Below are 649 nucleotides of genomic sequence, written 5' to 3'. Positions count from 1 at the left end.
CCGGCCCTCGAAGAAGATGGCCAGCTGCGACAGCGCAATGTTCCAGCCCTGGATCGGCATCGTCCATTTCTTGCTGGCGTTTTGAACGCCCAGATAAAGCAGTTTCAGCAGGCTGTCCTCGTTCGGGAAGCCGCCCTTGGTCTTGGTCAGCTTCCGGAACTGGCGGTGCACAGCTTCGATGGAGTTCGTTGTGTAAATCACCCGGCGAATATCCTGAGGGTACTTGAAGTACGCTGACAGGTTGTCCCATTTCGTTCGCCAGGACTTGATCACGATGGGGTAGAGATCACCCCAGCGGGCCTCCAGTTCATCCAGCGCCTGCTCCGCAGCATCTTTGGACGTAGCTCGGTAGACTCGCTTCAGGTCGACCATGAACTCTTTCTGGTTCTTTGAGGCTACGTACTTCAGCGAGTTGCGGACCTGGTGAACGATACACAGCTGAACCTCGGTATCCGGGTAGATTGTGGCGATCGCCTCTGGAAAGCCGGTTAAGCCGTCCACGCTGGCAATCAGGATATCTTCGACGCCGCGATTATTGAGATCAGTCAGGACCGATAGCCAGAAGTTGGCGCCCTCGCTCTCGGACAGGTAGAGCCCGAGGATTTCCTTCTTGCCCTCCAGGTTGACGGCCAGAACCGTGTAAACCGCC

Annotated in this window: 1 protein-coding gene; it reads right to left on the bottom strand. The window is 56.7% G+C overall.

Going from position 1 to position 649, the window contains the following annotated elements:
* The coding region (locus C0039_RS20830) for an IS256 family transposase (protein ID WP_133126070.1) at positions 1-649 on the bottom strand (649 nt) is incomplete at both ends.

The organism is Pseudohalioglobus lutimaris (assembly GCF_002866825.1).
In the GTDB taxonomy this organism is placed as follows: Bacteria; Pseudomonadota; Gammaproteobacteria; order Pseudomonadales; family Halieaceae; genus Halioglobus; species Halioglobus lutimaris.
Note: the sequence above shows the minus strand (reverse complement) of the source record. Positions and strands in the feature narration are given on the sequence as shown.